Here is a 21,090-nt window from a genome sequence, read left to right on the forward strand (position 1 = left end):
GGGGCTGTGACATGTGCGGCTCCGCCGCGTGGGCGCGACCAGCCACAACGCACCCGCACCCAAAACTCAACCCAGAGACCCGCACCCCACCTCCGCCCCACGTTGGAACACGGCCCCATAACAACGTGGTCCCCCCGCCTTTCCCGGAGGGTCTACGCGCGTTACCCTCGGCGAAAGCCAAAGGCGCCGAAGCTGTGACGCACCACCCGAGCAGTACCCCCCCGGCGCTAGTACGACAGGAGCACCAAAACATGCGCCGGGTTTCCCGCCTCGCGGTCGCGGGCGCAGCGACCGCCTCCCTCGCCCTCGTCCTCTCCGCCTGCGGCGGCACCTCGACGGAGGCGTCCTCCGCCGCCGGTACCGAGGGCGACAAGGGCCTCGCCATCGCGTACGACGTCGGCGGCAAGGGCGACCAGTCCTTCAACGACGCCGCGTACGCGGGCCTGGAGAAGGCGGAGAAGGAGTTCGGGTACAAGACCCAGGACATCGAGCCCACCGAGGGTGAGACGGACGCCGACAAGGAGCAGCGCCTGGTCTCGCTGGCGAAGCAGGGCTACAACCCGGTCGTCGGCGTCGGCTACGCGTACGCGACGGCCGTGAAGGCGGCGGCCGAGCAGTACCCGGACACCACCTTCGGCATCGTCGACGACTCCACGGTCCAGCTGGACAACGTCGCGGACCTGGTCTTCTCCGAGGAGCAGGCCTCGTACCTCGCCGGTGTCGCGGCGGCCAAGGCCACCAAGACGAACACGGTCGGCTTCGTCGGCGGTGTGGACATCCCGCTGATCCACAAGTTCCAGGCGGGCTTCGAGCAGGGCGTCAAGGACACCAACCCCAAGGCCGAGGTGCTCTCGCAGTACCTGACCCAGACGGCCGAGGAGGGTGGCTTCTCCAGCCCCGACAAGGGCAAGACGGCCGCCGAGGGCCAGATCGAGAAGAAGGCCGACGTCGTGTACGCGGCGGCCGGTCTGTCCGGTCAGGGTGTGATCGAGGCCGCCGCCGCGAACAAGATCTGGGCGATCGGCGTCGACTCGGACCAGTACAACCAGGAAGCCCTCGCGAAGTACAAGGACTCCATCCTGACCTCGGCGACGAAGGACGTCGCCAAGGCGGTGTACAACCTTGCGAAGTCGGTCGAGGACGGCAATCCCGAGACCGGTATCGTCAGGGGCGATCTGAAGACCGGCGAGGTCGGCCTCGCCGAGTCCAACCCCGAGTTCAAGAGCAACACCGAGCTCCAGGAAGCCATCACGACGGCCAAGGAGAAGATCATCAGCGGCGAGATCAAGGTCAAGACCAGCTGACCCAGCTGTACCACGAGCAGCCGGGCGACGCCGGGGGAGTTCAGGCACCCCTGGAGTCGCCAGTAACCGCGGGGTTACGTGCGCTCAACGGGGTACGGGGAACATCGCTCCCTGTACCCCGTTGTCTACCCGGCACCGCTGGGGCGTCGCCCGCTTTCGATGCCGTAGGGGCGCTACGCGCGTAGACGACCCCCTTTCCCAGGAGAGTGCGCCATCAACGCGTCCAGCAGCCCTCCGGCCGACGTGGCGGTCAACGGTCAGGTGACCGCCGTCGAACTCGCCGGGATCACCAAGCGATTCCCCGGCGTCGTGGCCAACCACGACATCCATCTCACCGTCCGCAAGGGCACCGTCCACGCCCTCGTCGGGGAGAACGGCGCCGGCAAGTCGACCCTGATGAAGATCCTCTACGGCATGCAGAAGCCGGACGAGGGCACCATCGCGGTCGACGGCGAGCAGGTGTCCTTCTCGTCCCCCGCCGACGCCATCGTGCGCGGCATCGGCATGGTGCACCAGCACTTCATGCTCGCCGACAACCTGACCGTTCTGGAGAACGTGGTCCTCGGCAGCGAGAAGCTCCACGGCATCGGCGCCAAGGCCCGGCGCAAGATCAAGGAGATCTCCGACCGGTACGGCTTCGGGGTGCGCCCCGATGTCCTGGTCGAGGAACTCGGTGTCGCCGAGCGGCAGCGCGTGGAGATCCTCAAGGTCCTCTTCCGGGGTGCCCGCACCCTGATCCTGGACGAGCCCACCGCCGTCCTGGTGCCGCAGGAGGTGGACGCGCTCTTCGCCAACCTGCGCGAGCTCAAGGCGCAGGGCCTGTCGGTCATCTTCATCTCGCACAAGCTGGGCGAGGTGCTGTCGGTGGCCGACGAGATCACGGTCATCCGGCGCGGTACGACCGTCGGTACAGCCGTGCCCGCCGAGACCACCCCGCGTCAGCTCGCCGAACTGATGGTCGGCAGCGAGCTGCCCACCCCGGAGACGGCCGAGTCGACGGTCACCGACCGCCCCGTACTGACCGTCGAGGACCTCCGTCTGGAGACCGCCGGCGGCAAGGCCCTCCTCGACGACATCAGCTTCACCATCCACGCGGGCGAGGTCCTGGGCCTCGCCGGTGTCGAGGGCAACGGCCAGACCGAGCTGGTCGACGCGCTGATCGGCCTCAAGCACGCCGACTCCGGCACCATCACGCTGGCCGGCGACGTGATCACCGCCTGGCCCACCCGCAAGCGCCGCGAGCAGGGCGTCGGCTACATCCCCGAGGACCGTCACCGGCACGGTCTGCTGCTGGAGTCCCCCCTCTGGGAGAACCGTATCCTCGGCCATGTGACCGAGCGGCCCAACGCCAAGGGCGTCTGGCTCGACCCGAAGGCCGCGCAGGAGGACACACGCCGGATCGTCGAGGAGTACGACGTCCGCACCCCCGGCATCGACGTCACCGCCGCCTCCCTCTCCGGCGGCAACCAGCAGAAGCTGATCGTCGGCCGCGAGATGAGCCACAAGCCGCGCTTCCTGATCGCCGCCCACCCCACGCGTGGTGTGGACGTCGGCGCGCAGGCCCAGATCTGGGACCAGATCCGCGAGGCCCGCCGCGAGGGTCTGGCCGTGCTGCTGATCTCCGCCGACCTCGACGAGCTGATCGGTCTGTCCGACACCCTCCGGGTGATCTACAACGGCAGGCTGGTCGCCGACGCCGACCCGGCCACCATCACCCCCGAGGAGCTGGGCTCCGCCATGACCGGCGCCGCCACCGGCCACCTCGAACACGAAGAGACCCCCGAGACCCCGGGCAAGGCTCCCGAGTCCCCGGAAGACGAGGCCCGCTGATGAAGAAGTTCGACAAGGAGCGCGTGCTCCTCGCGGTGGCCGGACCGGTCCTCGCGCTCGCCGTGGCCTTCGTCCTGACGGCGATCGTGCTGCTCGCCTCCGGCAAGAACCCGGTCGAGCCGTTCTCGATCATGTTCGAGCAGGCCTCGTTCTCCGACATCCAGGTCCGGATCATCAACCAGGCCTCGCTGTACTACATCGCGGCCCTCGCGGTGGCCATCGGCTTCCGGATGAACCTGTTCAACATCGGTGTCGACGGCCAGTACCTGCTCGGCGCGATGATCACCGCGATCGTCGGCGCCCACATGGACCTGCCGGCCGTCCTGCAGATCCCGCTGCTGATGCTCACCGCGATCCTCACCGGAGCCTTCTGGGCCGGCATCGTCGGTGTCCTCAAGGTCACCCGCGGGGTCAGCGAGGTCGTCGCCTCGATCATGCTGAACGCGATCGCCACCTCCGTCATCGGCTACCTCTGGCTGCCGAACGTCTTCGGCGTCAAGGTCGGCAACAACAACACCACCGGCGAGATGGCCGAGTCCGGCTGGGTGACCGGCTTCGACCTGGGCAAGGCCGGCGAGATCTACGGCCTGGTCGTCCTCGCCGCGCTGCTCGGCATCGGCTACTGGATCGTCATCCACCGCACCCGCTTCGGCTTCGACCTGCGCGCCTCCGGCGCCTCGGAGACGGCCGCCGCGGCCAGCGGTGTCGACCCGGGGCGCATGGTGCTCACCGCCATGCTGATCTCCGGCGGCGTCGCGGGCCTCGCGGGCCTGCCGATCCTGCTCGGCGACACCCACACCTACAGCCTCAACTTCCCCACCGGCATCGGCTTCCTCGGCATCGGCATCGCCCTGCTCGGCCGCAACAGCCCCGTCGGCATCGCCTTCGCCGCCCTGCTGTGGGCCTGGCTCGACAAGGCCTCGCCCGAGCTGGACTTCCACGACTACGACAAGGAGATCGCGGTCATCATGCAGGGCCTGATCGTGCTCTCGGTCGTCGTCTCCTACGAGGCCGTACGCGAATGGGGCCTGCGCCGCCAGCAGCGCCGGGTCGGCGCCGAACTCGCCGCGGGCCACGTCCTCGGTGCCGACGGCTCCGACAACAACGTCAAGAAGGAGGTGGCGGGCCGATGACCACGAGCACCACCGCGACCGACGTCAACCAGCCCTCGCTGCAGCCGGCCGCCCCGACCGGCCGCAGGCTGTCGCTGCCCGTGCTGCTGCTGGTCATCGCCGCCGTCCTGGCGCTGACCTCGATGGTCCGCCTCATCACCGGCGCGGACGGCATCACCAACGTCAGCCAGATGTCCACCGCCCTCCAACTCGCCGTCCCCATCGGCCTCGCCGGTCTCGGCGGTCTGTGGGCCGAGCGCGCGGGCGTCGTCAACATCGGCCTCGAAGGCATGATGATCCTCGGCACCTGGTTCGGCGCCTGGGCCGGCTTCCAGTGGGGCCCGTGGACGGGTGTCCTCGTCGGCATCATCGGCGGGGCGATCGGCGGTCTGCTGCACGCCTTCGTCACCGTCACCTTCAACGTCAACCACATCGTCTCCGGTGTGGCCATCAACATCCTCGCCCTCGGCGCCACCCGCTACCTCGCCCCCCTCGCCTTCGTGGGCCACCAGGGCGGCTCGGCCAAGCAGTCCCCGGCGGTGGACTCCCTCGGCAACTTCACGGTGCCCGGACTCTCCGACGCGCTGCGGGACCTCAACGCCAAGGGCTGGTTCTTCATCTCGGACATCGCCGGCCTGCTCGGCGGCCTGGTCACCAACGTCTCCTGGCTGACCCTCGTCGCCGTCGCGCTGGTCCCCGGCACCTGGTGGATCCTGTGGCGCACCGCCTTCGGTCTGCGCCTGCGTTCCTGCGGCGAGAACCCGGTCGCCGCCGAGTCCCTCGGCGTCAACGTCTACAAGTACAAGTACCTCGCCGTGATCATCTCCGGCGGTCTGGCCGGCCTCGGCGGCGTCTTCCTCGCCATCGTCGCCAACCCCTTCTATCTGGAGGGCCAGACCGGCGGCCGGGGCTACATCGGCCTCGCCGCGATGATCTTCGGCAACTGGATGCCGGGCGGCCTCGCCATCGGCGCCGGCCTCTTCGGCTACACCGACAGCCTCAACCTGCGCGGCGGCTCCGAGAACGTCCACGCCCTGCTCCTCCTCGGCGCGCTGCTCCTGCTCCTCGGCGCCATCTGGATGGCCGTCCGCAAGAAGTTCGTCGGAGCCGCGATCACCGCCGTCGTGGGCGCCCTCGTCCTCACCTGGTACGCCGTCACCAACGAGGTTCCCAACCAGGTCGTCGCCGCCACGCCGTACGTCATCACCCTGATCGTCCTCGCGCTCTCCGCCCAGCGACTGCGGATGCCGAAGGCGGACGGCCTGCCGTACCGGAAGGGACAGGGCAAGTGACCGCCGTCGTCGACTGGGAGGAGCTGCGGGCCGTGGCCCGGGACGCCATGTCCCACGCGTACGCCCCGTACTCGGGCTACCCGGTCGGCGTCGCCGCCCTCGTCGACGACGGCCGTACGGTCTCGGGCTGCAACGTCGAGAACGCGTCGTACGGCCTCGGCCTGTGCGCCGAGTGCGGTCTGGTCTCGGAGCTCCAGCGCACGGGCGGCGGCCGCCTGACACACTTCACCTGCGTCGACGGCAAGGGCGAGGTCCTCGTCCCGTGCGGCCGCTGCCGCCAGTTGTTGTACGAGTTCGGCGGCCCGGGTCTGCTGCTGGAGACCCCGGCGGGAATCGTGCCGCTCTCGGAGATGCTGCCCCAGGCCTTCGGGCCGGGCCATCTCACCAAGTAACTCCCGTGCGGCCCCTCTGAGTTGGCGCTCAGGGGGGCCGCGCACTTTCTGCACAACCCCGGAAGGAAAGCCATGACGATGTTGTCGATGGATGCCATCTCCGTCATCCGCACCAAGCGGGACCGCGGTGAGCTCAGCGACGAGCAGATCGACTGGGTCATCGACGCGTACACCCGTGGCGAGGTCGCCGACTACCAGATGGCCGCCCTCAACATGGCGATCCTCCTCAACGGCATGAACCGCCGTGAGATCGCCCGCTGGACGGCCGCGATGATCGCCTCCGGCGAGCGGATGGACTTCTCGTCCCTGTCCCGCCCGACCGCGGACAAGCACTCCACGGGCGGCGTCGGCGACAAGATCACCCTCCCGCTGGCCCCCCTGGTGGCGGCCTGCGGCGCGGCCGTCCCCCAGCTCTCGGGCCGGGGCCTCGGCCACACCGGCGGCACCCTGGACAAGCTGGAGTCGATCCCCGGCTGGCGCGCCCTGCTCTCCAACGAGGAGATGCTCAGCGTCCTGGACAGTGTCGGCGCGGTGATCTGCGCGGCGGGCGACGGTCTGGCCCCGGCGGACAAGAAGCTGTACGCGCTCCGCGACGTGACCGGCACGGTCGAGGCGATCCCTCTGATCGCCTCCTCGATCATGTCGAAGAAGATCGCGGAGGGTACGGGCTCGCTGGTCCTGGATGTGAAGGTGGGCAGCGGCGCCTTCATGAAGACTCTGGACGACGCCCGTGAGCTGGCCTCGACGATGGTGGGCCTGGGCACGGACCACGGCGTCAAGACGGTCGCGCTGCTGACGGACATGTCCACCCCTCTCGGCCTCACGGCGGGCAACGCCCTTGAGGTCCGCGAATCGGTGGAGGTCCTGGCGGGCGGCGGCCCGGCGGACGTCGTGGAACTCACCCTCGCCCTGGCCCGCGAAATGCTGGACGCGGCGGGCGTGAAGGACGCCGACCCGGCGAAGGCCCTGGCCGACGGCTCGGCGATGGACGCCTGGCGCCGCATGATCGCGGCCCAGGGCGGCGACCCGGACGCCCCGCTCCCGACGTCTCGCGAACAGCACGTGGTGAAGGCCGGCGCCTCCGGCGTCCTCACCCGCCTCGACGCCTACGACATCGGCATCGCCGCCTGGCGCCTCGGCGCCGGCCGCGCCCGCAAGGAGGACCCGGTCCAGGCGGCCGCGGGAGTCGAGATGCACGCCAAGCCGGGCGACCCGGTCACCGAGGGCCAGCCCCTGCTGACCCTCCACACCGACACCCCGGAGCGCTTCGCATACGCCCTGGAGGCAGTCGAGGGCTCGTACGACATCGCGGCCCCGGGCACGGCCTTCACGGCGTCGCCGGTGGTGCTGGAACGTATCGCCTGACCTGGGCCCGCGGCCGGAGGCCGCTGATGTCACGGCCCCATTCGGGTGAACGGGATCGGTGGACCCGCACCGGTCCCGTTCGGCATGCTGTAGTCGGTGACGCACCGATCGGAGAGAACCGCCATGAGCGCACTCACTGTCGACCACGCGACGGCCAGTGGCCACGAGTGGGACGACCTCGTCCGAATCTGGCAGGAGACGGACGCCCCCGAGGGCTGCAAGGTGGAGATCATCGAGGGGATCGTCACCGTGGCACCACCGCCGTCCAACGCCCACAACGACATTGCCGACCGCGTGCAGCGTCGCCTCTATCCGGAGATCCCAGAAGACTGGGGGATCTATCAGACGCTGGGCGCGGCCGTACCGTCTCGTGCCGGGCTCTACATTCCTGACCTCGCTGTGGCGCCCAGGGATGCCCTGTACGCCGAAGGAGACGGCAACTACATCCCCGCAGCCGCCGCCGAACTGGTCGTCGAGATCACCTCGAAGTCCAACGCGAGCAACGACCGGATCAAGAAGGCCGCGGGCTATGCCCAGGCAGGAGTGCCCCTGTACCTCCTCATCGACAGCTGGGCCCCAGGCGGTCCCACGGTGACGCTGTACGGGGAGCCGAAGGGTGACGCCTACCGCGTATTGCGTGCGGGCAAGTTCGGCGACGCGATCGAACTCCCTGAGCCCTTCGCGTTCACCCTGGACACCGGTGTGTTCCCGACCAAGTAGGTTCGTCGCGCCAGTGGTGATACGGCCCATGTCGTCGTGAACAGCAGGGCCGGTGAGGCGACATGGAAGGCGAGCTTGGTCGGCACCTCACGCCCGTGCTCCCCGAGGTGACCCTTGACGATGCGACGGCGGCCGTCGGGTCAAAACGATCCCGACGGGCGGGCGGCGGACGGGCGGAGGGTGGGCAGGGGGCACCTACGTGTACCGGCACTGATGAATTGCGCACCGATGAGTTACGTCCGCCCTGTCGGTCTACCGCTCGTGGACAACATGACACCCGCTGTACTCGTGCTGGCCGGCCCCCTCACCCGGGACGGGGTGCCGGGGCTCTGTGACGACGTGCGGGCGCTGCTCGACGCGACCGGGGCCGGGACGGTTGTGTGCGATGTCGGGGGGATCGGACCGCCCGGCCTCGCCACCATCGACGCACTGGCCCGGATGCAGCTCGCCGCGCGGCGGGCCGGGGGCCGGATACGGCTGCGGGACCCGGATCCTTCCCTGCGCGCGCTACTGGGCCTCGTCGGGCTTTCCTTCGATGCGGAGGGGGAGGCCGAAGAGGGGGAACCAGCGGGCGGTGTCGAGAAAGCAGTGGAACCCGGCGATCCGGCCCTCTGATATCTCCAGCGCCTGGACGGCCCATGCGCTGAAGCCGCCCTGCTCCGGGTCCGGCTTGTACTGCGCGAAGCCCGGCAGCCCGTTCACCGCGACCGGCACGAGGTGCGAGCCGGCACAGGGCGCGCCGAGCGTGGTCATGAACCCGGTGATGTCGCTCGTCCCGGTCAGCCACAGATCGAACGGCGGCATCGTCATGACCGCGTCCTCGTGCAGCAGGGCCGTCAGCGCCGCCATGTCGTACCCCTCGAAGGCGGCCACATAGCGCTCCAGCAGCTTCTGCTGCTCGTCGTCGAGCGGGTCGGAGACATCGCCCTCCGCCACCTGGCCGTCGCTCTCGGCGAGGGTCGCGCGGGCCCGCTGCAACGCGCTGTTCACCGAGGCGACGGAGGTGTCCAGCAGCTCGGCGACCTCGCTCGCCTTCCACGCCAGCACCTCGCGCAGGATGAGCACCGCCCGCTGCTTCGACGGCAGCTTCTGCAGCGCCGCGACGAACGCCAGCCGCACGGACTCCTTCGCCACCGCGGCCTCGGCCGGGTCGGCGGTCGTCGGCAGCACCCGGGCGTCCGGGACCGGCTCCAGCCACGTGTTGTCCGGGCGCGGGGCGAGGGCCGCCTGGGCGAGCGGCGTGGACTCGGTCAGATCCATGGGCCGGGCCCGCTTGTTCCCCGCGGTCAGCATGTCCAGACACACATTCGTGGCGATCCGGTACAGCCACGACCGCAGCGACGACCGCCCCTCGAACTTCTCATAGCTCCGCCAGGCCCGGATCATCGTGTCCTGCACCGCGTCCTCCGCCTCGAACGACGAGCCGAGCATCCGGTAGCAGTACCCGGTCAGCTCGACCCGGTGCTGCTCCAGCCGGACATCCAGTTCCACCGTCGCCGTACCGTCACTCATGGCCAACCCACCCCTGTGGCTCACTCCGTCACACGCACCTTTGCGCCAACACTCCGGAAGCTACCGCAGCCCACTGACAATGGCCCGGCGAGCGAAAGAACGAGCAGGTCAGAGGTGCTCAGAGCCGTGGGTCGCGGATCTGGGAGGCTCCATTCGTCCGACCGGTCGGCAGTTCACCGCAGTCGTGGGTGTAGAGCCAGGCCGTGGCCCTCTCGTAGAAGAGGCGGACCGCCACCGGCATCACGAGGTCGCGCATCCGCCGCGCGAGCGGACCGGCTGGACTGGCTCCGCCGGCGCGGCCACCAGCTCTCGGGCGACCCCACACTGATCGCCGCGGCGATGGGGGCGATGGTCTCGATGCTCGGCTTCGCGGTCATCACCGCGGGGGAACGCGGCCCGCAGGCCACCGACGAGGAGATCATCGACACCCTCACCGCCCTGCTGCTCCACGGCCTGGCGGGACCCGCGTCAGACGCGAGCTGACCAGCCGCCCGTGCTCCGGACGGCTGCCGTCAGCCCAGGCTCGGCGGCGTCCAGTCGGCGTGGCGGAGGACGGCCCGGATCATCGCGCGTGGCGGGGCCAGGCGGAGGGCCGTGTTGCGGGCGGCTACGGCGAGGGGATGGCTCAGCTGCTGGCCCATCCGGCCGGCCTGACGGGCCGCGCGTGCGACGGACTGGCTGCGGGGGCGGCGTTCGGTGTCGTAGCGGGTCAGGGCCGATTCGAGCGTGGGTTCGGTGGCGAGCGCGGCGGCCAGGGTGGCCGCGTCCTCCAGCGCCTGACAGGCGCCCTGGCCGAGGTTCGGGGTCATGGCGTGGGCCGCGTCGCCGAGGAGGGCGATCCGGCCCGAGGTGAAGGCGGGCAGGGGCGTGGCCAACTCGTGGATGTCGTGGTGCAGGACGGCCTCGGGCCGGGTGGCGTCCAGCAGCGCGGGGATCGGATCGTGCCAGTCGCCGAAGCGGCGGCGCAGTGCGGCGAGGGGGTCCGCATGCCGCACCCCGGGCGGCGAGTTGAGGACCGCGTGCCACTCGGCCCGGCTGTCGGCGAAGGCGATGTGACCGAACTCCGCCCCCTTCCCCCACGTCAGTTCGAAGTCGGTGCGCAACGCCACCGGATGCTCGGTGACGGCGCGCAGAACCGTCGATCCGCTGTAAACGGGGCCGGGGTGACCGGGAAACAGTTGGGCGCGCAGTCGGCTGCCCACTCCGTCGGCGGCCACGACCAGATCCGCTTCCAGGACGTGACGCCCGAGAGGTACCCGCACCAGCCCGGTGCCCGAGTCGTCCACGGACGTAACCTCGGCCCCGACGACGAGACACTCGGGCGGCAGGGCCTCGCGCAGCAGTCGGTGCAGCACCGCTCGCGGGATGCCGACGATCGGCGTTCCCAGCTCGCGTTCGAGCGCGGCTCCATCCATCCGGGCCAGCCAGCCGCCGCCGGGCGTGCGCGTGCCCCCGGTGTACTGCGGCCGCACCGCCGCGCGCACCGCCTCGCCGATGCCGAGGACGTCCAGGGCGCGCAGCCCGTTGGCGTGCAGGGAGATGCCCGCGCCCGCGTCGGCCAGGGCGGCGACGCGCTCCACGACCGTCACCTCCCAGCCGATCAGCCGTAGCCCGATCGCTGCGGCCAACCCGCCGATGCCCCCGCCGACCACCACCGCGCTGCCGCCCATGCCTGATCCCCCCTCCACCCAGCCCTGCCTCATCCTTCTACAGATGTAGAAGGAGCGTACTCGGAGATCACTCCGGCTCTCTACAGGTGTAGAACTAGGGGGTGCCCCCCGATCGACGCACTCTCCTCGCCGACGCGGCCGTCACCGTGCTCGCCGAGACCGGGATACGAGGACTGACCCACCGTGCGGTGGACCGCGCGGCGAATCTGCCGCCCGGCACCACCTCCGCCTACTTCCGCACCCGTCAGGCGCTGCTCACCGCACTGGTCCGGCACTTGGTCGCGCTCGACCAGGGGAAGCTCCAGGAGATCGGCGAGCGGACACCGGTGCCGCGGGACGCCGAGGAACTGACGGCCGGGCTGGCCGCGTTCGTCGAGCGGCGGATCACCGGAGAAGGCCGACGACGCTCCCTCGCGCGCTACGCGTGCGCCATCGAGAGCGTGCACCACCCCGAGCTGCGGGAGATCCTCGTGCCCCGCGAGAACGCGGCGCGACAGGTCGTACACGACTTCCTGACCGCGCACGGCCTCATGGATGCCGAGGACCGCACCATTGCCCTGCTGACCTGCGTGGACGGGGTCGTGTTCGACCGTCTGGTGAACGGGGGCGGCGTGTCGGACCAGGAGATCCACAGACTGGTGACTGCAGCGCTGTCATGAAGCAGTCCCGTACGGCATCCCGTACGGACCTCAGTGCGCCGCCACCAACCGCCGCTGAGCGCGGGCCGCGTGGGACCCCACCACCGTGATCGCCACGACGCCCGCCACGGCCAGCAGCCCCAGGGCGACCGTCCCGAACCAGCCCCCGGCATGGAAGGCGATCGCGCCCAGTGTGCTGCCCGCGCTGGAGCCCACGTAGTACGCGGACTGGTAGAGCGCCGACGCCTGGGCGCGGCCCTGCTCGGCCGTGTGGCTGACGGCCGACGACGCGGCCGCGTGGCCGGCGAAGAACCCGGCGGTGATGAGGACCAGCCCGAGCAGCACCAGGGCGAGGGAGTCGGACAGGGACACCAGCAGACCGGCGCTCGTCGTGCCGCCCGCGAGATACAGGGCACCGCGCCGCCCCAGACGTCCCACCAGCCTCCCGGCGGTCGACGCCGACGCCGTACCGACCAGGTACACGAGGAAGACCGAGCCGATGATGCCCTGGGGGAGGGAGAAGGGGGCCTCGGCGAGGCGGTAGCCGATGACGGTGTAGACGGCGCCGAAGACCGTCATGAAGAGGGCGCCGATGGCGTACAGGCGGCACAGCAGCGGGTTGGCGAGGTGGGCGCGGACCGTGCGGGCGAGCACCGCTGGCCGCAGCGACCCGGCCACGAAGTGCTTCGGCGCGGGCAGCAGCAGCCGGAAGGCCACCGCGCAGCCCACCGCGAGCAGGCCGAGCACACCGAGCGCGACCCGCCAGCCCCACTCCTGCGCGACCCAGCCGGTGACGACCCGCCCGCTCATGCCACCGACGCTGTTGCCGGCGACGAAGAGGCCGATCGCGGTGATGAGGGCCTTGGGGCGGACCTCCTCGGCGAGATAGGCGGTCGCCGACGCCGGAACCCCGGCCAGCGCCGCACCCTGCACCGCCCGCAGCACGACCAGCGCACCCAGCGACGGCGCGAACGGGATCAGCAGCCCCACCGTGACCGCGACCGCCAGCGACGCCGTCATCAACGTACGCCGCCCGAACCGCTCCGACAGCGCGCTCATCGGCAGCACGAACAGCGCCAGCGCACCGGTCGCCGCCGACACCGTCCAGCTCGCCGCACTCGCCGTCACCCCGAAGCCGCCCGAGATCAGCGGCAGCAGCGCCTGCGTGGAGTAGAGAAGGGCGAAGGTCGCGACCCCCGCGAGGAACAGCGCCAGGCTCATCCGGCGGTAGCCGGGACCGCCGGGGGCCACTCGGGAGTCGTAAGCGTGCGAAGGGTCGGACGTGGCTGATACGGCGCCCACGGTGGTGGACGCCTCGGTACTGGCGGAAGGCATGCCTCGAAACTACGTACGCCGCCGCTCATCCGTCCAATGCACGGAACGCCCATAATCGTTCCCGTGATGCATCAGCAGAGGTCAGAGCCCCGCCTGTCACCGTCCGGTGACACAGAAGACATCGAGAGCGTCGAGGACATCGAGGACATCGTCCTGCGGCTCGCCCCCCGCCTCGCCTACTTCGCCGGCGTCGCCCGCACCGAGCACGTCACCCGGGCCGCGCAGGAGATGCAGGTCCCGCAGTCGACCCTGTCCCGGGCGATGGTCCGGCTCGAACAGGACCTGGGCGTCGACCTGTTCGCCCGCCGCGGCCGCACGGTCTCCCTCACCCACGCCGGACGCACCTTCCACGCCTCCGTCGAACGCGCCCTCGCCGAGATCGAACGCGCCGCCGACGAGGTCCGCGCCGACGCCGACCCGGCCACCGGCAAGGTCGCCTTCGGCTTTCTGCACACCATGGGCGCCGAAACCGTCCCCGGCCTCCTCCAGGCCTTCCGCGCCGAACACCCCCGCGTCCGCTTCAGCCTCGTCCAGAACTACGGCGAGGCCATGATCGAACGCCTGCGCGCCGGCGAGCTGGACCTCTGCCTCACATCCCCCGTCCCCGACGCCCCCGACCTCGTGGCGCGCCGCCTCGACGAACAGAAACTCCGCCTGGTCGTCCCCGCCGACCACCGCCTCGCCGCCCGCAAACGCATCCGCCTCGCCGAGGCCGCCGATGAAACCTTCGTCACCCTCGAACCCGGCTACGGCATGCGCCGCATCACCGACGACCTCTGCAAGGAGGCCGGCTTCAAACCGCGTATCGCCTTCGAGGGAGAGGAGGCGGAGACCCTACGGGGCCTGGTGGCAGCGGGCTTGGGCGTAGCCCTCCTGCCCCCACCGGCAGTCCCCAGACCGGGAGTGGTGGAACTGACGGTCACGTCCCCAAGGGCAGCCCGTGAAATCGGAGTCGCGTGGCTGGAGGGCCACCCAGACACACCCCCGGTGGCGGCATTCAAGAAGTTCCTACTGTCGAGAAGGGGCAACTTGCTCACTAGCTGAGCAGCAGCAAGGTCAGGGGCGCGGGGAACTGCGCGACAAGCCCCCACCAACCCGCAGCCGCGCCACAAACCCCACCCACCCCACCCGAAGTGTCACCGCCCAAAGCCGGAGGCAAGAGGCATACGCAACCCCAACGGCGGCGGAGCAGCAAGCGCATCCTCCACCGGCCGAGAAAACGCCCTCCCGAACAACACCCCCATCACAAAGTCCGAAGCCAGCGCATAAACCTCATCCCGGTACTGCTGCAACCCATGCCGATCCGCATGCACCTCGAACCGGCAGATGTCAGGATTCGTCTTCTTCGCCCGCTCAGCGAACCGGAACGACAGTTCAGGATCGACCCGCTCGTCATTCGTGCCGTGCACGATCAACACCCGCCGCCCCGACAACTGCTTCACCGGTTCAGGCGGCGCAGCCACATCCTCCTCCGGCAGCCAGGGAGCAATCGCCAGCACGGAGTTGACGGCATCGTGCCCACCCGCGTGCAGCGCGGCCCGCGCCCCCATGTGGAGCCCCACAAGGCACACCGGCACATCCCCGTAGCGCCGTACGACTTCGTCCGCGGCCCACTCCGCATCGCGCGCGAGCCGCGCCTCCGTGCCGTTCCAGCCCCGGTAGCGGTAGTGCACGACGTGTGTCGCCAGGCCCTCCTCGCGTCCGGCGCGGGCGAGCCGGCGGCCGAGGGCGTGTACGGAGGCGGTGGCCACCATGGGGGAGGGTCTGCGGGTGGATGCCTCGTCACCGGCCGGGAGGAGCAGGACGACTCCGCCGACGGTGCTCGGCTCCGGGCCGATCGTCCGCCCAAGTCGGGGCGGGCGGACCGGCATTGCTTGCTGCGCCATGACAGAACAGTGTCAGAAGAGATGGTGTACACAACCCGTCCTGTGGGTCACCGTTGGGTATCGACGACATCGCCCGGCAGGCGCTCTACGCGCGTAGGCAGTATCGTGCGAAAATGACGAACCAGACTGACCGGACCGGAGGCACCCCGGACTCGGACCAGATCCGCCGGGCGCCCAAGGTTCTGCTGCACGACCACCTCGACGGTGGCCTCCGCCCCGGAACCGTCGTCGATCTCGCCCGCGACAGCGGGTACTCCCAGCTCCCGGAGACCGACCCCGACCGGCTCGGCGTCTGGTTCCGCGAGGCCGCCGACTCCGGGTCCCTGGAGCGGTATCTGGAGACCTTCTCCCACACCGTCGGCGTGATGCAGACCCGCGACGCGCTCTTCCGCGTCGCCGCCGAGTGCGCCGAGGACCTCGCCGCCGACGGGGTCGTCTACGCCGAGGTGCGCTACGCCCCCGAACAGCACCTCGACGGCGGGCTCAGCCTCGAAGAGGTCGTCGAGGTCGTCAACGAGGGTTTCCGGGAGGGCGAGCGGCGCGCCAGGGGGGCCGGCCACCGCATCCGCGTCGGCGCCCTGCTCACCGCCATGCGGCACGCGGCCCGCGCCCTGGAGATCGCCGAACTCGCCAATCGCTACCGCGACCTCGGCGTCGTCGGATTCGACATCGCCGGAGCCGAGGCCGGCTACCCGCCCACCCGGCACCTCGACGCCTTCGAGTACCTCAAGCGCGAGAACAACCACTTCACCATCCACGCCGGTGAGGCCTTCGGACTCCCCTCCATCTGGCAGGCGTTGCAGTGGTGCGGCGCCGACCGGCTCGGCCACGGCGTCCGCATCATCGACGACATCCAGGTCCACGAGGACGGCTCCGTGAAGCTCGGCCGCCTCGCCTCCTACGTCCGCGACAAGCGCATCCCATTGGAGCTGTGCCCCAGCTCCAACCTCCAGACCGGCGCCGCCCGTTCGTACGCCGAGCACCCCATCGGGCTGCTGCGGCGACTGCACTTCCGGGCCACCGTGAACACCGACAACCGGCTGATGTCCCACACCGGCATGAGCCGCGAGTTCGAGCATCTGGTCGAGGCTTTCGGCTACACGCTCGACGACATCCAGTGGTTCTCGGTCAATGCCATGAAGTCGGCATTCATTCCTTTCGATGAACGACTGGCCATGATCAATGATGTGATCAAGCCCGGATACGCCGAGCTGAAATCCGAATGGCTGTTCAGTCAGGCGGCGTCCACCAGCGGCTCTGTCGGCGAAGAGAGCTGAACCAGGCTTTCGGGAAACGGTCATGTCAACGGCGACGCGGCCGTTTTCCGATGTTTGCCTCCGGCGGGACTTCGGTGTTTACGTTTCAGGCACCGCTCACCACCCGTCAAACGCATTCAAGGACGCATTCAACATGAAGCAGTCTGCTGCCAAGACCCTCGGTGTCGCCGCTCTCGGTGTCGCCTTCGCCGCTGCGGGCGCGGGCGCCGCGAACGCCGCCCCGGGCGTGCCGGGCGCCCCCGACCCCTCCCAGGCCCTGGGCACCGTCTCGCAGGCGCTGCCCTTGGACAACGTCTCTCAGACGCTGCCGGGTGCCACCGGGACCGTCGACCAGGGGCAGCGGGCGCTCGGTGCCGGTCTTGAGGCCGCGCACCCCGCCGTCGCCGAGGGCCCGGCCGCCCCCGTCGGCGGACTGCTCGGCGGCATCCCCGTCGGCCAGACCCTCCCCACCGAAGGCCTCGGCGCGAACGGCCTGCCCCTCGGCGGCCCCACCGCCTGAGGTTCGTACGGACAGAGATGGGGCGCACCCCTCAAGGGTGCGCCCCATCGGCGTACGCGTCAGTCGTCGCTGCGCGTCACCATGCCGTGCGGGCCTTGTCCTCCGAGGGGAGCAGGATCCACAGGGCTATGTACAGCAGGAACTGCGGGCCCGGAAGCAGACACGACAGCACGAAGATCACGCGCATCGTGGTGGCGGAGGTGCCGAAGCGCCGTGCCAGCGCTGCGCACACTCCGCCGATCATCCGGCCTTCCGCAGGGCGGGCAAGGCGGCTCATGAGGGCTCCTTCGTCGGCGTAGGTCGTCGAGGTCGTCGACCACGGGACGATCCGCGGTCGACGGTGGGGCGGGCGGGGCAGGCCTCCTCTCGGCTGCCGCGCTCTTTTCCACACCTTCGACGCTACGGTGACGAAGCGGACGAAGCGTCCCTCTACGGAGCCATTCCGACCCTGGGAATCGTCGGGGTCCGACCCTGAGAGGTCTCCGAGGTCTCCTCCCGGCGGAGGCCCGCCCGGACCAGGCACTCGGCTCGGCGGCGGAGCGAGGCCCTGACGACGGGCACGACCGCGAGGTGGGCGAGGCCCACGCCGACCGTGTTCAGCAGGATCGAGTCGATGTCGACCACCTGACCGGGCACCCCGGTCTGCAACAGCTCGATGGCCAGCGACAGCAGCGCCCCGGCCGCGACCGCCCGGGCCAGCGACGCGATGGACGAGACCGCCAGTCTGCCGTGCGCCATCGGCAACAGCACACCCAGCGGCGCCAGCAGCGCGAGCCCCTCACCGATCCGCAGCGCCGCCTCCGGCCATCCCAGGGCCAGATCCCCTCTGATCCCCGCGAACGGCCGCAGGTTCGCGGCACTCACCCAGGTGACGTCCAGCGGACGCAGCGTGATCCAGGCAACGAGCACGAGATGTGCGACGAGGAGGACACCCCCCGCCGCACGAACACGGACCCCGGCGCTACCGCCGTACGTACCTAGACGCTGCACGCCCCCCAAGACGCGCCCCCCGGCACGATCGGTTCCGCCGGTTTGTCCGGGGACGGTAACGACCGGGACCGTAAACGACCGGGACCGTAACTAGCGGACCCTAACGAGCGGGCCGTAGCGACCGGGACCGTAACGACCGCTCGGGAAAGCGCGCGGCCCCGGTGCCCGGCTCAGGAAACCGCGACCTCCGTCGACGGCGGTGTGCCCGAGCCCGGGTTCGACTGGACCTCCGGGGTGCAGTCGTAGCGGCGCAGGGTGTCGGCGCTGGTGCTGCCGAGGACGACCGAGCCGTTGTCACCGGCGGCCGCGGAGTCGGCGAAGGTGCAGACGATCTGGGCGAGGGCGTACCGGGGCAGGGCGTCCGGGGGCGTGGAGAGGCGGAGGGTGTCGGCGGGGTCGGCGGGGCGGGGGCCGGTCACCGTGAGGCCGGTCGGGACGGCGGTCCGGTAGCCGGCCTCGTCCTCGACGCCGGAGGGGTTCCCGGCCAGGGCGTTCAGCAGGCCCTGGGCGACCACGACCCGCCGCCGCGTCTCGTCGGCGCCCTCGGTGACCTGCACCGAGCGATTGACCCGCACGAGCGCCCCGGAGCAGAGCAGGAACACCTCGACGGGCATGCCGGAGGGCGTGACCTGCGTCGGGACGTCCGTCACCGACAGCTCGCAGGGCACCATCGAGGGCGCCGGACCGAAGTCCGTCGGCACCTGTGTGGCCCGGATGCCGCAGCCCGCGAGCAGCCCCGCGAGGACGCCGACCGCGCCCAGGACCCGTAGGTCTCGTGCGCGTACGCCGCGTATCGTCACTGCCCGTCTCACTGCCCGTCCCCCTCGGTACCCTCCGCGTCGCCGTCGCCCCGCTCCTGTGCGATCAGCGGGGCCGCGTCCCGGGGCAGGCGCAGGGTGAACACCGCGCCGCCCTTGGGGGAGTTGGCGGCGGTGATCTCGCCGCCGTGGATGTGGGCGTTCTCCCGGGCGATGGACAGACCGAGCCCGCTGCCCTCGGAGCGCGGGCGGGAGGCGCTCGCCTTGTAGAACCGGTCGAAGACGTGCGGCAGGACGTCCTCGGGGATGCCCGGACCGTGGTCCTGGACGTCGATGACCAGGTCCTCGCCCTCATCGCGGACCGAGACCCGTACCGGCGAACCGCCGTGCTTGAGCGCGTTGCCGATCAGGTTCGCCATGATCACGTCCAGGCGGCGCGGGTCCAGGTTGGCCATGATGCCGCGCTCGGCGTCCAGGTCCACCGCGTCCAGCCAGGCGCGGGCGTCGATGCAGGCGGTGATCTGGTCGGCGATGTCCACGTCGTCGAGGACCAGCCGGGCCGTGCCCGCGTCGAAGCGGGTGACCTCCATCAGGTTCTCGACCAGATCGTTGAGCCGCCGCGTCTCGCTGACGACGAGCCGTACCGCCGGTTCGATCATGGGATCGAGGCTGCCCGTGTCGGCGTCCAGCTCCTCCTCCAGCACCTCCGTGACGGCGGTGATAGCCGTCAGCGGCGTACGGAGTTCATGGGACATGTCGGCGACGAAGCGCCGGGACGCCTCCTCGCGGGCGCTCATGTCGTCGACCTTCTTCTCCAGGGACTCCGCCGCGAGGTTGAACGTCCGGGAGAGATCGGCCAGTTCGTCCGTACCGGAGACCCTGAGCCGGGTGTCGAGCTTGCCCTCGCCGAGCCGCCGGGCGGCGACACCGAGCCGCTGCACCGGCTTCAGCACGGTCGTCGCGGCGCCCTGGGCGAGCAGCGCCGAGCCGATGAGCGACAGGCCCGTCGCGATGCCGAGCGACCAGGCAAGCGAGTTGAGGTCCTTCGCCTCCGAGGCGAGGGACTTGCGCACATAGCCGGTCGGACCGCCGCCGATCATCTTCGCGCCGCCCACCAGGTACGGGGTGTCGCCGTCGATGACCCGCTGCCAGTACACGTGGTACGCGTGCCTGTTGCCGGACGTGATCTTCTGCCGCTTGTTGACGGCCTTCTGCAGGGACGCGGGCACGTCCTCCAGCGAGAAGCCGTCCAGCGCGTTGTCGGTCGAGGACCCCGTCACCGTACGGCCGTCGGCGCCCTCGGCGATGAGCAGCACACTGGAACGCTCGCCGCCCTCCGCCATCCTCCGTGCCGCGACGCGCAGTTGGTCCTGCGTCGGGTTCGGGCGCAGCGTGCTCACATGGCTCTGCATCTCCCGCTCGAAGTCGTTGAGCGCCGCGTTCTGCGCGCGCGTCTGCACGGCCTCGCGGTTGAGCCAGTACGCGATCCCGGACGCCGACACAGCCGCCGTGAGCGCCACCAGCCCGAAGACGACCACCAGACGCAGCCGCAGACTGGTGAAACGGATCCGTGACTGTACTTTCCTGCGCGCCGCGGACCAGCCGCGGATCCCCCCTCGGGCCTGCGTCACTGAGGAACGTCCAGCCGGTAGCCGACACCACGCACGGTACGGATCAGGGTCGGCGACGACGGCACGTCCTCGACCTTGGCGCGCAGTCGCTGCACGCACGCGTCCACCAGCCGGGAGTCGCCCAGATAGTCGTGCTCCCACACCAGGCGCAGCAACTGCTGCCGGGACAGAGCCTGTCCGGGCCGTCGGCTCAGCTCCAGGAGCAGCCGCAGCTCGGTGGGCGTCAGCTGGAGGTCCTCGCCGTTCTTCGTCACCGTCATCGCCGCACGGTCGATCACGAGGCTGCCGAAGGTCGCCGCGTCGTTGGCCTCGCGCTCACCGCGCCGCAGCACCGCGCGGATACGGGCGTCCAGCACCCGCCCCTGCACGGGCTTGACCACATAGTCGTCGGCACCGGACTCCAGACCCACCACGACGTCGATGTCGTCGCTCCGCGCGGTCAGCAGGATGATCGGCAGCTGGTCGGTGCGCCGGATCCGCCGGCACACCTCGAAGCCGTCGATTCCAGGCAGCATCACGTCCAAAACGATCAGATCCGGCCGCTGTTCGCGCAGCAGCTTGAGACCATCCTCGCCGGTGGCGGCGGTGGCGACACGGTGCCCCTGGCGCGTCAGTGAGAGCTCCAGGGCCGTGCGGATGGCGTCGTCGTCCTCGATCAGCAACAGGGAAGGCACGGGCTCATTCTGGCCCATGGCATGGCGCCGAATCGACTGTTGGAGCGCTCCCACCCATCTCTCCACATGATCGTGCCGTCCGCGTAGCCGTACGACTCTTCTCTGTGATCAAGCTGTGTCTTCCCTGAGGCGGACCCCTGTGACAGGTCTGTGACAGTCGGCGGACACAGCCATGAAGGTGGCCGGGCAATCTTTTCGGCACAGG

General features: G+C 70.3%; 23 protein-coding genes. 13 read left to right on the forward strand and 10 right to left on the reverse strand.

Translation table 11 applies throughout. The features are described 5' to 3' along the window. Positions 1 to 251 precede the first annotated feature (251 nt). The 8 genes from F3T56_RS25680 to F3T56_RS25715 all read left to right on the forward strand — a co-directional run bounded on the left by F3T56_RS25680 (position 252) and on the right by F3T56_RS25715 (position 8,630). The gene (locus F3T56_RS25680) at positions 252 to 1,304 is read left to right on the forward strand and encodes a BMP family lipoprotein (protein ID WP_149827732.1); all 1,053 of its coding nucleotides are present in this window, start codon (positions 252 to 254) and stop codon (positions 1,302 to 1,304) included. 261 nt (positions 1,305 to 1,565) lie between these two features. After that, positions 1,566 to 3,134: an ABC transporter ATP-binding protein gene (locus F3T56_RS25685; RefSeq protein WP_149827819.1), complete on the forward strand. Its 1,569-nt coding sequence runs from the start codon at positions 1,566 to 1,568 to the stop codon at positions 3,132 to 3,134. Further along, positions 3,134 to 4,267, forward strand: a complete 1,134-nt coding sequence (locus F3T56_RS25690) for an ABC transporter permease (RefSeq protein ID WP_149827733.1) — start codon at positions 3,134 to 3,136, stop codon at positions 4,265 to 4,267. The genes F3T56_RS25685 and F3T56_RS25690 overlap by 1 nt, the downstream gene beginning before the upstream one ends. Beyond that, on the forward strand, positions 4,264 to 5,538 hold the full coding sequence (locus F3T56_RS25695) for an ABC transporter permease (protein WP_149827734.1): 1,275 nt from the start codon (positions 4,264 to 4,266) through the stop codon (positions 5,536 to 5,538). The genes F3T56_RS25690 and F3T56_RS25695 overlap by 4 nt, the downstream gene beginning before the upstream one ends. Beyond that, entirely contained in the window at positions 5,535 to 5,930 is a 396-nt protein-coding gene (locus F3T56_RS25700; RefSeq protein WP_149827735.1) for a cytidine deaminase, read from the forward strand. The genes F3T56_RS25695 and F3T56_RS25700 overlap by 4 nt, the downstream gene beginning before the upstream one ends. 81 nt (positions 5,931 to 6,011) lie before the next feature. Beyond that, a complete protein-coding gene (locus F3T56_RS25705) occupies positions 6,012 to 7,295 on the forward strand; it encodes a thymidine phosphorylase (protein ID WP_149827820.1) in 1,284 nt (427 codons plus the stop codon). Positions 7,296 to 7,418: 123 nt separating this feature from the next. After that, positions 7,419 to 8,015 carry a Uma2 family endonuclease gene (locus F3T56_RS25710; RefSeq protein WP_149827736.1) on the forward strand — a complete coding sequence of 199 codons (597 nt, stop codon included), beginning with the start codon at positions 7,419 to 7,421 and terminating at the stop codon, positions 8,013 to 8,015. Between the two features lie 228 nt (positions 8,016 to 8,243). Next, entirely contained in the window at positions 8,244 to 8,630 is a 387-nt protein-coding gene (locus F3T56_RS25715) for an STAS domain-containing protein (protein WP_246203853.1), read from the forward strand. On the opposite strand, the gene F3T56_RS25720 is transcribed toward F3T56_RS25715, so the two are convergent. Together F3T56_RS25720 and F3T56_RS48160 are read right to left on the reverse strand one after the other, a co-directional pair. After that, the gene (locus F3T56_RS25720; RefSeq protein ID WP_149827738.1) at positions 8,523 to 9,527 is read right to left on the reverse strand and encodes a sigma-70 family RNA polymerase sigma factor; all 1,005 of its coding nucleotides are present in this window, start codon (positions 9,525 to 9,527) and stop codon (positions 8,523 to 8,525) included. The genes F3T56_RS25715 and F3T56_RS25720 overlap by 108 nt on opposite strands. Positions 9,528 to 9,645: 118 nt before the next feature. Beyond that, entirely contained in the window at positions 9,646 to 9,783 is a 138-nt protein-coding gene (locus F3T56_RS48160; protein WP_172639136.1) for a hypothetical protein, read from the reverse strand. Positions 9,784 to 9,866: 83 nt separating this feature from the next. Between F3T56_RS48160 and F3T56_RS48165 the strand changes: the two genes are divergently transcribed. Next, the gene (locus F3T56_RS48165; protein ID WP_246203855.1) at positions 9,867 to 10,010 is read left to right on the forward strand and encodes a hypothetical protein; all 144 of its coding nucleotides are present in this window, start codon (positions 9,867 to 9,869) and stop codon (positions 10,008 to 10,010) included. Between the two features lie 29 nt (positions 10,011 to 10,039). Here F3T56_RS48165 and F3T56_RS25730 read toward each other — a convergent pair whose 3' ends face one another. Continuing rightward, positions 10,040 to 11,197, reverse strand: a complete 1,158-nt coding sequence (locus tag F3T56_RS25730; RefSeq protein ID WP_149827739.1) for an FAD-dependent monooxygenase — start codon at positions 11,195 to 11,197, stop codon at positions 10,040 to 10,042. A 101-nt stretch (positions 11,198 to 11,298) separates the two neighbouring features. Here F3T56_RS25730 and F3T56_RS25735 point away from each other — a divergent pair, with 101 nt between their 5' ends. Then, positions 11,299 to 11,856 (forward strand): TetR/AcrR family transcriptional regulator, encoded by a 558-nt coding sequence (locus F3T56_RS25735; protein ID WP_149827740.1) that lies wholly within the window; start codon positions 11,299 to 11,301, stop codon positions 11,854 to 11,856. A gap of 30 nt (positions 11,857 to 11,886) precedes the next feature. On the opposite strand, the gene F3T56_RS25740 is transcribed toward F3T56_RS25735, so the two are convergent. After that, complete coding sequence (locus F3T56_RS25740) at positions 11,887 to 13,170, reverse strand: MFS transporter (protein ID WP_149827741.1); 1,284 nt, start codon at positions 13,168 to 13,170, stop codon at positions 11,887 to 11,889. A 63-nt stretch (positions 13,171 to 13,233) separates the two neighbouring features. On the opposite strand from F3T56_RS25740, the gene F3T56_RS25745 reads away from it, so the two are divergent. Continuing rightward, on the forward strand, positions 13,234 to 14,214 hold the full coding sequence (locus tag F3T56_RS25745) for a LysR family transcriptional regulator (protein ID WP_425473619.1): 981 nt from the start codon (positions 13,234 to 13,236) through the stop codon (positions 14,212 to 14,214). 92 nt (positions 14,215 to 14,306) lie between these two features. Here the strand turns inward: F3T56_RS25745 and F3T56_RS25750 are convergent, their stop codons facing one another. Continuing rightward, positions 14,307 to 15,056, reverse strand: coding sequence for an alpha/beta hydrolase (locus tag F3T56_RS25750; protein WP_149827742.1), 750 nt, complete (start codon positions 15,054 to 15,056; stop codon positions 14,307 to 14,309). A 113-nt stretch (positions 15,057 to 15,169) separates the two neighbouring features. On the opposite strand from F3T56_RS25750, the gene F3T56_RS25755 reads away from it, so the two are divergent. Together F3T56_RS25755 and F3T56_RS25760 are read left to right on the forward strand one after the other, a co-directional pair. Continuing rightward, positions 15,170 to 16,333 (forward strand): adenosine deaminase, encoded by a 1,164-nt coding sequence (locus tag F3T56_RS25755; RefSeq protein WP_149827743.1) that lies wholly within the window; start codon positions 15,170 to 15,172, stop codon positions 16,331 to 16,333. A gap of 133 nt (positions 16,334 to 16,466) precedes the next feature. Further along, positions 16,467 to 16,832: an ATP-binding protein gene (locus F3T56_RS25760; RefSeq protein ID WP_149827744.1), complete on the forward strand. Its 366-nt coding sequence runs from the start codon at positions 16,467 to 16,469 to the stop codon at positions 16,830 to 16,832. A gap of 76 nt (positions 16,833 to 16,908) precedes the next feature. On the opposite strand, the gene F3T56_RS25765 is transcribed toward F3T56_RS25760, so the two are convergent. The 5 genes from F3T56_RS25765 to afsQ1 form a co-directional block, all read right to left on the reverse strand. After that, the gene (locus F3T56_RS25765; protein WP_149827745.1) at positions 16,909 to 17,109 is read right to left on the reverse strand and encodes a PspC domain-containing protein; all 201 of its coding nucleotides are present in this window, start codon (positions 17,107 to 17,109) and stop codon (positions 16,909 to 16,911) included. 152 nt (positions 17,110 to 17,261) lie between these two features. Next, complete coding sequence (locus F3T56_RS25770; protein WP_149827746.1) at positions 17,262 to 17,822, reverse strand: VanZ family protein; 561 nt, start codon at positions 17,820 to 17,822, stop codon at positions 17,262 to 17,264. Between the two features lie 170 nt (positions 17,823 to 17,992). Next, on the reverse strand, positions 17,993 to 18,634 hold the full coding sequence (locus F3T56_RS25775; RefSeq protein ID WP_246203857.1) for a hypothetical protein: 642 nt from the start codon (positions 18,632 to 18,634) through the stop codon (positions 17,993 to 17,995). Next, positions 18,631 to 20,211 carry a sensor histidine kinase gene (locus F3T56_RS25780; protein ID WP_149827747.1) on the reverse strand — a complete coding sequence of 527 codons (1,581 nt, stop codon included), beginning with the start codon at positions 20,209 to 20,211 and terminating at the stop codon, positions 18,631 to 18,633. The genes F3T56_RS25775 and F3T56_RS25780 overlap by 4 nt, the downstream gene beginning before the upstream one ends. After that, entirely contained in the window at positions 20,208 to 20,885 is a 678-nt protein-coding gene (gene afsQ1, locus F3T56_RS25785; RefSeq protein WP_055515961.1) for a two-component system response regulator AfsQ1, read from the reverse strand. Before afsQ1 ends, F3T56_RS25780 begins: the two co-directional genes overlap by 4 nt. Between the last annotated feature and the right edge of the window lie 205 nt (positions 20,886 to 21,090).

The sequence above is a fragment of the Streptomyces tailanensis genome (genome assembly GCF_008386495.1).
Lineage (GTDB): Bacteria > Actinomycetota > Actinomycetes > Streptomycetales > Streptomycetaceae > Streptomyces > Streptomyces tailanensis.

What these genes read in the sequence shown, in the direction of transcription:
- F3T56_RS25680 (WP_149827732.1), top strand. Translation starts at nt 252, where the DNA reads ATGCGCCGGGTTTCCCGCCTCGCGGTCGCGGGCGCAGCGACCGCCTCC.
- F3T56_RS25690 (WP_149827733.1), top strand. Translation starts at nt 3,134, where the DNA reads ATGAAGAAGTTCGACAAGGAGCGCGTGCTCCTCGCGGTGGCCGGACCG.
- F3T56_RS25695 (WP_149827734.1), top strand. Translation starts at nt 4,264, where the DNA reads ATGACCACGAGCACCACCGCGACCGACGTCAACCAGCCCTCGCTGCAG.
- F3T56_RS25710 (WP_149827736.1), top strand. Translation starts at nt 7,419, where the DNA reads ATGAGCGCACTCACTGTCGACCACGCGACGGCCAGTGGCCACGAGTGG.
- F3T56_RS25715 (WP_246203853.1), top strand. Translation starts at nt 8,244, where the DNA reads ATGAGTTACGTCCGCCCTGTCGGTCTACCGCTCGTGGACAACATGACA.
- F3T56_RS25720 (WP_149827738.1), bottom strand. Translation starts at nt 9,527, where the DNA reads ATGAGTGACGGTACGGCGACGGTGGAACTGGATGTCCGGCTGGAGCAG.
- F3T56_RS48160 (WP_172639136.1), bottom strand. Translation starts at nt 9,783, where the DNA reads ATGCGCGACCTCGTGATGCCGGTGGCGGTCCGCCTCTTCTACGAGAGG.
- F3T56_RS48165 (WP_246203855.1), top strand. Translation starts at nt 9,867, where the DNA reads ATGGGGGCGATGGTCTCGATGCTCGGCTTCGCGGTCATCACCGCGGGG.
- F3T56_RS25730 (WP_149827739.1), bottom strand. Translation starts at nt 11,197, where the DNA reads ATGGGCGGCAGCGCGGTGGTGGTCGGCGGGGGCATCGGCGGGTTGGCC.
- F3T56_RS25740 (WP_149827741.1), bottom strand. Translation starts at nt 13,170, where the DNA reads ATGCCTTCCGCCAGTACCGAGGCGTCCACCACCGTGGGCGCCGTATCA.
- F3T56_RS25750 (WP_149827742.1), bottom strand. Translation starts at nt 15,056, where the DNA reads ATGGCGCAGCAAGCAATGCCGGTCCGCCCGCCCCGACTTGGGCGGACG.
- F3T56_RS25755 (WP_149827743.1), top strand. Translation starts at nt 15,170, where the DNA reads ATGACGAACCAGACTGACCGGACCGGAGGCACCCCGGACTCGGACCAG.
- F3T56_RS25760 (WP_149827744.1), top strand. Translation starts at nt 16,467, where the DNA reads ATGAAGCAGTCTGCTGCCAAGACCCTCGGTGTCGCCGCTCTCGGTGTC.
- F3T56_RS25765 (WP_149827745.1), bottom strand. Translation starts at nt 17,109, where the DNA reads ATGAGCCGCCTTGCCCGCCCTGCGGAAGGCCGGATGATCGGCGGAGTG.